Genomic DNA, 10,427 nt, shown 5'->3' on the forward strand with positions numbered 1-10,427 from the left:
CCGCTGGGGCGACCCCGCCGAGGACGCCGCGCTGCTGGACGCGGTGCGGCGGCGCAGCCCCGAGGCCTACCGGGGGCTGCTCACCGCCCACGCGGCCCGCCGGACGGGCCGGGCACGCTACGTCTCGCTGCAGTCGGCCGCGGTCAGCGACGACGACACCGGCGCCTGGATCCGCGCCGCCGCCGCGGTCGGCGCACTGCCCGAGCCCGGCGACTTCCCCGGTGCACTGGTGTCCCGCGCGGTGGTCGACGCGATGGTCCTCGGACTGCTCCGCGAGGGCCGGGCCGACCTCCCGGCCTTCGAGTCCTGGCTGGACGAGGGCCCGTCGGCCGAGGTGGCCGCAGTGGCCGAGGTCGCCGGGCGGCCGGACGCCCGGCCCACCGCGGAGGACCTCGCCCGCCCCGAGGTGGCGGTGGCACTCGACCGGGCCGGCCTGCTCACCGGCCCGGACTTCGTCGTGCTGGACCCGCACGGCCACTGCCCGGGCAGCTTCGCGCTGGTGCTGCGCCGCCGGCCGACCGAGGAGCTGCTCGGCTGGCTGCTCGGCCTCGGGCCCGGACGGGTGGGCGCACTGGGCCTGCACCCGGCGTCCGTGCCCGCCGACTTCGTCCTGGCCGAGGACCTGGGCGAGCTCCGCCGGCTCCTGCGGCCGCCGCTGCCGCGCGGCCCGGGCGCCCGCGTGCCCGGAATGGGGTATCCGACCGATTCCCTGAGGGATGGTCAGTTCTCGTCATAGTCTGTACGCCCGGTGACGGGGCCCGGTGGGGACGGCCGGTGCGGACTGCCGCGGCCGGGGCCCGATCGGGAAGGGACATCTGTGCTCGAGAACTGGTATTTCTGCTCCTCCCTCGGTCTGCCTCCGCAGGCCGGTGCGGCCCACCTCGACACCATCGCCGCACTCCAGGAACCGTCCGGCGCCGAGCGCTCCGCCGAACTCGTGTGTGCGGCCGTCGACCGCCTGATCCACGCCGAGACCCCCATGGCGGTGCAGGCCCTCGGCCACGTCCTCGCCGCCCACCGCCGCTTCCCCGGCGACCGGGAGGTGGCCGAGCGGGTCAACGCGTTCTACCGGGACATCGCCGCGGTCGCGCCCGACCGCTCCCGCACGCAGATCCGCGACCTGCTGCGCGCCGCCGGGTCCGGCGCGACGGAACGCGCCGTCGAACTGCTCGGCGAGGCGCTGGCCGCCGCCGAGGGCGCCGACCGGGTGGCCGACGGCTCGGTGCCGCCCTACCACGACCTGCTCGACCAGCTGGCGCCCACGGTGCTGGTGACGGTCACCCGCTTCCTCGCCGCCGCCGCGCCGGACCGCGTCCGCGACCACACCGACGACTCCCCGGCCCTGCTGCAGCACGCCCTGAGCGGCCGGTACGGCCGGCTGGCCCTGCTCCAGGCCGCCGAACTGGCCGCCGCCCTGCGACCCGAGACCGCCCCCGAGGTGGTCCGCGGGCTCGCCGTCGCCTCCGGCGGCGCCTTCGACCTGGAGCCGGACCTGCTGGCCACGGCCGCGCGGGTGACCTTCGCCCCGACCGCGGGTGCTCCCGTCGCGGCCGCTCCCGGCGAGGGGACCGGCGAGCCGGACGGCGACGACGTCGCGACCGCCGCCGCGGCCGTCCCTGACGCCGCCGAGGACCTGCTCGACCTGCTGGAGGCCGAGGCGATGGCCGGCACCCGGCTGCTGGGCTGGCTCGACGACTGGCGCAAGCAGGGCCTGTGGCCGGACGCCTCGGAGGCCGCCGCCCGGCGGCAGCTCGCGTACGGCCGGCTCGGCGGGGCGGGGCCGCACGACCGCTCCGCGATGCCGTCGGTGCTCTGGCACCACGTCCTGCTCTCACTCGCCGCCGAGCTCCACCCCGGGCGGACGGCCGCCCGGCTGGCCCGCAGCTGGCAGCCGCCGGACGCGCTGCCGCGCACCCAGGTCCAGAACCGGCCCTGCCGGGTCACCGTCCCGCACGGCGACGGCTACGCCCGTGCCCTGCTGCACGTCGGCCGGCTGTACCGGCTGCGCGCCACCCCCGGCGTGCCGCGCACTCCGGTCCTGATGCTCGAGGACGGCCCGCTCTCCGCCACCGACCCGAAGGCGGCCGCGCAGGTCTGGTCCCCGTGGATGTACCACGGGGCGCCCGACCCGAAGGCGCGGACCGCCCGCTCCGACAGCGAGGCCGAGCAGCTGGTCCGGCTGCTCGGCGCCGCCGCGATCGCCGCGCGCCTGCTCGCGGCCGGGACGGCCGGGGAGCAGCCCGACCACCTGCTGCTGCTCGTCCTCCACCTCCAGGACATCCTCGGCAACCGGTACCGCGCCCAGCTGGAGAGCGTCGGCGACGGCGGCACCCCCCTCCCCGGCGCGGCCGGCCAGCTGGCCGCACTGATGCTGCACGGGCACGGCGTGGCCGACCGGGTGGGCAAGGGCCTGCGGCCGACCGTCCACCCGGGCGAGCTCGTCCGGGTGGTGGCCCGGCTGCACGCCGCCCCCGCCGGCGAGCGCCGGTCCGACGCGCTCCGGCAACTGGCCAAGTACCGCGTTGGGTTGCGGGTCGCGCTGCGCTGGCTCCAGGAGTCGGCGGCCGGCGGCACCGAGGCGCACCGGACGGAGGCGGGCGGCCGGTGGTTCGCCGGCGACGAGGCACCGGCCGACGAGCTGCTCCGGCTCGCCGCCGACCTCGACGGGGAGTCCTTCAAGGCGACGGCACAGACCGCGGCGCTGCTCCGCCGCGAGATCTACCCCGAGGAGCGGACCGAACCGCTGCGCTGGGACTGGGGTCCGGGCGGTCCGGAGTTCACCGACGAGCGGCACGCCGGCACGGTGCTGTCCTTCAACACCCTGCTGCTGAGCGGCCCGGGCGACCCCACCCGGGACGCCCACTCCGTGGAGGAGTGGGCCGCCATGACCGACCAGCTGGAGACCGCCGTCCAGGACACCTACGGCATCGTGCCGGTGACCCTGCGCACCCTGCGCCTGGCCGCCCTGCTGCAGCGGCCGGAGCTCGGCGACGAACAGGCGTACGAGGAGTGGGTGACCTCCTGGACCGACCTGGTGGAGTCGCTCAACTCGCCGTCCCACCTGCCCCGGTGGGTCCGCGGCCGGATGTTCGAGCTGTTCGGCTCGCCGGTCGCCGGCCAGGGTTCGCAGGAACGGCTCCTCACGGTCCTGGAGCACGCCGTGGACGCCGTGATCGACCTGAGCGCCGGAGCGCAGTTCTACTACGACCGGCTCTTCGGGAGGCTGTCCGCCGAGACCTCCCTGCCCGTGGGCATCGCCAACCGGCTGCGCCTGCGCACCTTGCGCGCGCTGTACCACCGGTGGGGCCACGGGGCACTCGCCGGGCCGCCCGGCAACCCGTTCGCGGTCTACGGCGACCGGGTCTCCGCCCGGGGCACCGAGGCCGCGCTGGTGCAGTTCCTGCTGGCCACCGCCCCCGAGCGGATGGAGGCCCAGGGCGTCCAACTGGGCCGCTCGATGGCCCGGTTGTGGCAGCGTACCCACCAGCCGCCGCGCCTCCCGGCCGTCCGGGAGGACACCGCCGCCCGCTCCGTCGACCGGCGCCTGGTCGTCGCCGCGACCGCCGACGCCCGCACCGACGAGACCGTCCTCTACGCGCAGAACGTGCGCATCCCCATGCAGGTGGCCCACAAGCGCTCGCCCGTCATCGACCTCTTCGCCGCCGGTACGCCGGTGCCCGAGAAGGAGGCGTGGATCGCCGGCATCGTCTGCGGCGCGGACTCCTTCGGTGCCAAACCCAAGCTGTGGCTCAACTGCGGCTTCCAGTACCCGATCAGCGTCGACCTCGGCACCCAGAAGCGGTACCCGAGACCGGTCGGGCAGCTGGTGGCGGTGCGCTGGACGCCGGGCCAACGGAAGGGGCACGAGGTGGCCCCGCTGGCCTTCCGGCCGCCGCGGGACGGCGAGGTGCGCTCCGCCACCCTGAGCACCGTCGACGCCTTCCCCTGGCTGGACCTCTCGGTGACCGGCGTCGCCGACAAGGGGCTCTACCCGGCCGGCGACACCCCGCAGGACGTCGCGGCCCGCCGCCGCTGGGACCCGGACCTGTCCCGCGCCTTCTCGGCGGCCGCCCCCGGCCGGCCGCTCAACACCCTCGCCGTGTGGCACGAGGAGCACCGGAACTGGGTGCCGCTCGACGCCGGGCTGCCCGAGCTCGCCGTCGCCGCCGACGTCCCCGACGAGGACCGGGAGACCGGGCTGACCGCCCTGCGCCTGGTGCTCTCCGGCCCGGCCGTGGACCGCTCCGGCCACGGGCCCGCCTGGCGGTTCGTCACCGAACCCGGCCGCAGCTACGTGCTCGGCGCCGCCGCCTGGCTCGGCGACGACTGGCTCCTGCTCGACGAGGCCTGCTCCGGTGCGGCCACCGGTCTCGTGGTGCACGCCGAGATCGTGCGCAAGAAGGGCCGGCTCCGGCTGCGCCGCGGTCCGGACGGTCAGCCGCTGCTCGACCGGCGCAACGCCGACTGGCTCGCGGTGTTCGACCGCCCGGCCGCAGCCGAGCCGGACGAGGACGGTGCGCCGGGCGCCGCCGCTGAGGCGGAGGACGACGGCGCCCTGGAGCAGACCGTCTACCAGGAGGCCCGCCGCTCGGCCGGTCCGACCGGTGCCGCCGTCTGGACGATCGACGTGCCGCCGGTCGAGGGCTTCCCGTCGACCGTCACCGCGGTCCTCGACCAGCGACCCCGCCACGGCCGGCCGGTGGTGCTGTGCAGCATCGACAACTGGGGCGAGCCGCAGGCCCGGCGGGCCTCGGTCGGCGTCCAACCCGTCGACGAGGTGGGCATCCAGGACACCGCCGCGAGCCCCGAGGCCTACGCCCGGCTGGCCCAGCTGCCCCGCGACGCGGCGGTCCGGCTGGACTACCTGCTGACCAGGAACGCGGGCCGCGGTGACAACCTGGCCCGGCTCTCCTCCGGCCTGGTCGGGTTCGCGGCGACCGACTCGCTCACCCTGACCGGCGAGTTCCCGACCAAGGTGCACCGCTGGGCGGTCGTCACGAGCGACTCCTGCGCCGCCGCGCCGCCGAGCCGCAGACGGGCGCAGGTGCCCGTCGCCGAACTCCGGCCGGCCGCCGGCGGCGCCGGCGGGCCGGACGTCCCGGTGCCGGAGCCCGCGACCGGCCTCAAGGGCCTGGTGGTGCGCCAGGTCCGGCAGTCCGGCAACACGGTGACCCACCTGCGCATCTGGCTGAGCCACCGCGGCACCGTGCTGGAGGCCCTGGTGCCCGCGACCGCCTTCGACGTGGAGGCGCCCTCGCCCGGGGACCACCTCGTGGTGGATCGCACCGCGCAGGGCTGGGTCTTCTCGGTGCTCCGGCGGCGGCTGCGGCTGCGCGCACTCTGGGAGTGCCGGGAGGCCGGGGCCGGCACGAAGGACAGGCGCTCGCTGGGGCAGGTGGACGGCGGCACCGGCAGCGCCGCCGAGCTCTACGAGGACAAGCCGTCGGACCGGCCCGTCGGGGTGGCGTTCGGCCCCTCCGCCGGCGATCCGGGGACCGGCGGCCGGGCCAAGGTGCGGCAGGACGGCTGGCACGGCCGCTCCATGCCCCGCGTGGTGCTGCAGACCGCCGACGCCCACCTGGTGGGCACCGCCACCGGCGTCGCGCCCGGCGCCGTCTTCGAGAACGTGCACCTGGAGCAGACCCTGCTGCGGGTGCTGGACCGCACCGAGGAGGTCCGGCGGGCGGGCGGCCCGACGGGGGTGCGGTACGTCGACGTGGAACGGGAGTTCGTCCTGTCGCCGGCCACGCCGTCCAGGTTCCGGGCGCAGCAGCCGGCCGCGGTCGTGGACCCCCGGGTCGCCTGGGAGGGCTTCCTCGCCGGGCCCGACCGGACGCTCGTCGGCGCCCGGGTGCAGGGCCGGATGTCCCTGGGCGCACTGCGGGCGCCCGACGCGGCCGGGGTGTACCGGCCCTGGCTCGCCCTGCCCGACGACGAACCGGAGACCCTGGTCGGCGGCCGCCGGTACGCCGACGGCCGGGCCCGTGCGGTGCCCGTCCCGTACGGCTCCGGCTACCGGGCCTCGCACGTGCAGGCGCCGCCGGTCAGCACGGCCGACTTCCTGGACGAGGTGGCGCCGCAGGCACCGCTGGACGGCACCCGCTGGCGCCTCGACAAGGCGCGGCGCCCCTACTACGTGGGCGCCGAGGACGGCGAGCACGGCGTGGTGCACCGCTTCGAATGGGGCTACGGCTGGTTCACGGACATCCCGGACGGCGCGCTGACGGTCGGCGGCAGCCCGGTGGACCCGCGGGGCCTCGCCCTGTTCCACGGCGACCGCATCGACGCCATGGCCTTCGGCCGCGACGAGGCCGGCGCCCTCACCGTCGCGATCGCACTCGCCGACGTCACCAAGGGCGTGGAGTACCAGATCGACCAGGAGGCCGCGGAGGGCGGTGTCGTCCACCTGCTCGACGTGGCCGTCGACCACGCCCGGCAGCACGTCGCCGTGCTGCGCGTGCACACCCGCAGCCGCAGCCTCACCCCGGACCGGGAGGACCAGCACGTCGAGGGCCGGTCGGTGGCCGCCCGGCTCGATCCCGCCGACATCGCCGCCCTGCTCGCGGCCTGCGGCCCGGACACCCGCGAGCAGCGCGTCCTCGGCCGGCTCCGGCCCGAACCGGACGCCCGCCGGCGCGGCCGGGTCCGGCACTTCTCCCTGGTGCCGCCGCGCCCCGCGGTGGGCGAGGACGACCCCGGCCTGCGCGAGGGCGACAGCCTCTACCTGGAGGCCGGGCACATCATCGAGACGGCCAACGACTACCTGCTGACGTTCGCCCTGCCCGCCCTGCCCGGCAGGCCCTGGGCGGTCGAGGAGATCGGACCGCTGGAGGTCACCGTCTCGCGGCGCGAGTTCTCGCACCGCGAGAGCTGCCTGCGGCGGGCGGCCGAGACCCAGGGGCTCGGCGCGTACGCGGGCGACGCCAAGATGCTCGTCCGGCTCTTCCGGCGCAAGGCGGGCCAGGACAACCGGTGGAACGGCTCCACCAAGTCGCCCCGCCCGGCCCGGCCGCTGTCGATGCTCCGCAGCTACCTCGCCGGCCGCGGCGGCAGCTGCTTCGGCGTGGTCGACCCGCCCGGCCGGCACATCGAGGTCCGCCCGGGCGTGGTGTTCCCGGTCGCCGGCACCCGGATGGACCAGGGCATCGCCCCGGGATCGGTGGTGCGCCTGGAGCTCACCGGCCAGGACGGCATCGCCGTCCGGCAGGCCATCCCCGCGGACCACACCTACCTGGTGGACCGCCCGCGCCCGGTGGTGGTCTTCCCCAAGGACGACCTGAAGACCCAGGAGGACCTGCAACGCGCCGACGGGCCGGGCCGGTTCACCCTGGCCGGCCTGCCCGGGGTGAACGCCACCGCACGCCGCGGGCTCGGCGCGGTCCTGCTGGGGACCGGCCACCCCAAGGTCGCCGCGGCGGTGCGCAGCGAACGCGCCGGCCAGGTCCACGCCGAACTGCTGCCGCTGGACGGGGCCGAGGCCGGCACGCTCGCCTTCGACCCGGACGACGTGGTCGGCGGCGTCCGCCGCACCCGGGTGGCGCCCGCCGGCACCGAGCCGTCCTCGCCGGACGCCGCCGTCCCCTGGGCGCAGCTGTCGTTCATGGACGACACCGCGGCCGGGATCGCCGCCGCCTGTCGTGACCGCGCCTGGCGCTACCACGACACCCGGACCCGGCAGTGGGTGCGGGGCCGCGCCCGGCCGGTGCTCCGGCAGCTCCCGGCCCGCGCCACCTCCCTGGCCGAGCCGGTGTTCTTCTCCAGGAACCCGGCCGGCTGGACGCTGCGCCACGAGCGGGAGCTGCTGCAGCGGTTCGGCTTCCCCGCCGCCGAGCTGCTGGAGGAGCCCGGCGCCGACCTCGCGGCCGGCCGGCGGCGCGCCTGGGCGGTGGCCCGCGCGGACCGGCGCGGCATCTGGCTCGAACTCGCGCCCGGCCGGGTCGCCGAGGTCCGCAGCGAACTCGTCCAGTTCGTCGACGGGCACTCGCTCGCCGACCTCGACTGGTCGCTGTTCGGCCCGGGCGACCTGGTCTACGGGCGGATCGAGGGCGGCGTCAGCGAGTGCGGCCACCTCGTGCTGGACGACTGGCGCCCCGGGCTGCGCGGCGCGCTGGCGGGCGGCGGCGCCCGGCGGGTGCTGCTGCCGGTCGCCATGGCCGACGTCCAGCGCGGCGCGCTGCTGCTGGGGGAGGGGCGCGGGGTGTTCCCGTACCCGGCCGACCAGGCCGTACTGGACGCCCACCCGGTCGGCGGCGCGGTCTGGCTGGACCGGGCCAACACCCTGCAGCCGCTGGCGGACCGGCCGCCGGCCGCGGGCGACGTGGTGCTGCTCGCCGCCGCGGACGCGCCGGACGGGCTGCGGGTGCTCGGCCTGCCGAAGGCCCGAGTGGAGCTCGCCCCGGACGACACGGCGGGCCTGTGGCCGGGCGCCGGCTGGCTGCGTACCGAACTCGCCGCCGCCGCCCGGGGCCGGGACGCCTTCCTCCGCCGGCTCGGCACCGTCCCGGTCACCGTGGAGCGGGTCGTCGACGGCGCGGCGCCGGTCCTCACGGTGTCCCGCCGGACCCAGCCGCGCAGCATCTGGCCCAAGGGGGCGGTGCTCGCCCGGCCGGTGGCCGACCTCGGCAAGGGGTACGTGGCGGTGCAGTCCGGCTCGGGGCTGTTCAAACTGCACATTCGGCAGATCGTGCCGGGCCTCCCGATGCACCTGGCCTCCGCCGCCGCGGCGGCGTTCACCGCCGACGGCGGCTACCTGCGCCTCTACTGGGACGCCCAGGCGAAGGTGCTCTCCTGCGGCCGGCCCGGCAGTGACCTGGTCGCGGGCGCGGAGACCGGGGAGACCGCGGTCCGGGCCTGGCTGCCGGTCAACGAGCCGTCGGGTGCGGCGCTCGGCGTGATCTGCCGTGACGAGCGCTCCCAGCGGCTGTACTGGCTGGCGGCCGCCGAGGCCTCCTGGACGGGCGGGCTGCGCGGGACGGTGCTGGCCGACCAGCTCCGCGGCGTGCGCCGGCTGACCGTGCTCCGGCACGGGGCCGGCACCGTCACTCTCTGCGGACTGCCGCTGGTGGAACGCGAGTTCCAGAACCTTCAGCCGGGCCGGATGCTGCGGGTACGGGTGGTGGAGCAGCCCGGCGAGCAGCCCGAGGAGCAGCCCCGGGGCGGTCCGGCCGACCGGGACGGAGGCTGCCTGGTCTCGGTGGAGCCGCTCGGCATGCTGGCCCGCTACACCCCCGCGGACGGCGCGCCGCTGCCGCCCGTCGGGGAGTCGCTGGTCGCCGAGGTCGGCAAGGCGGACCGGGTCAACGGCCGCTCCCTGCGGCTGTTCGAACCGGGCAGCCGGCTCACCGTGACGGACCTCCCGGGTTGGATGTGCGAGTCCCTCGCCCGGCTCTGCGTCCAGGACTTCACGGCCGCACCGCAGCCGGTGCCGGGGCTGGTCCCGGAGCGGTTCGCCGCCTACACGGCGGCGTACCACGAGGGTGCGGCCGGACTCGCCTCGGCCGGGACGGAGTCGGAGGCCTGCGCCGTGATCAGGGCGAGCGGCATGCTCGTCTCCGCCGAGGCCCGGCGCGAGGAGGTCGAACGCGCGGCGGTCGGCGCCGTCCTGGCCTGGCTGTGCACGGCGGAGGGCCGGGCCGCGGTGCTGCAGAAGGGCTCCGAGGTCGACCTGGCGCCGCTGCTCGCGGCCTGCACCGTCGGCGCCGAGCTCACGGCCGCCCGGAGCCGGTACCGGGTGCCGCTGCCGCCCGGCTGGTCGGTGTTCCTGCTGAGCCGGATCGGTGACCGCGCGGTCGGCTCCCTGCACACCGAGGCACTGGCCCGCGAGTGGCTGACCCGGCCCGAACTCCACGTCCAGCCCGGCCTCTGGCGACGGCTCAGGGCGGTCGAGATCGCACCGAAGCTGACGGCCCGCCAGCTGAAGAGCGTGCTGGACTTCGGCGAGGCGATGACCGGCCGGCCCGCCGAGCCCGGGGCCGAGCACGCCGTGGTGCCGGTGGCCCGCGGCCTGCTCGCCGCGGTCGGCCGGCTGCCCGCCGCCGATGCGCTGCACCAGGACGCCTCCGTGCTGCGTCAGTTGGCGGAGATCGCGGCGAGTGTGCGGCCGGCCGAGGGGGCGGCGCTGTCGCTGCAGCAACTGCTGGACGTGCAGACCCGGCTGCTCCGGAAGGCGGCCCGGCCGGTCTTCCGGGACGCCCTGCCGCTCACCCTGCTGCCCGCGTACGAGCGGCTCTCCGAGCCGGGCCGGAGCTTCGGCCGGGAGCTGCTGCGGGCCGCGGGCAGCCGATCGCGGCAGACCTGAGTGCTGCGGCAGAGCCGAGGGGTGCGGTGCCCGCCGTCCCGCCCGGGCGGCGGGCCCCCGCGCCCCACACCCAGGGCCACCGGCCCCCCTGCCCGGCCGCCAGCCGCGGCACGAGCCCGAAGGCCGCGGC

The 10,427-nt window shown here is 77.1% G+C and carries 2 protein-coding genes; both read left to right on the forward strand.

Annotation, left to right across the window (positions count from 1 at the left end; all coding sequences use genetic code 11):
• Positions 1 to 736: hypothetical protein (locus tag ACFV0G_RS25595; RefSeq protein ID WP_380552390.1), on the forward strand; the 736-nt coding region annotated here is incomplete at its 5' end.
• A gap of 81 nt (positions 737 to 817) precedes the next feature.
• Positions 818 to 10,297 (forward strand): hypothetical protein, encoded by a 9,480-nt coding sequence (locus ACFV0G_RS25600; protein WP_380552393.1) that lies wholly within the window; start codon positions 818 to 820, stop codon positions 10,295 to 10,297.
• Positions 10,298 to 10,427: the final 130 nt, after the last annotated feature.

The sequence above is a fragment of the Kitasatospora sp. NPDC059571 genome (genome assembly GCF_042735675.1).
Classification (GTDB): domain Bacteria; phylum Actinomycetota; class Actinomycetes; order Streptomycetales; family Streptomycetaceae; genus Kitasatospora.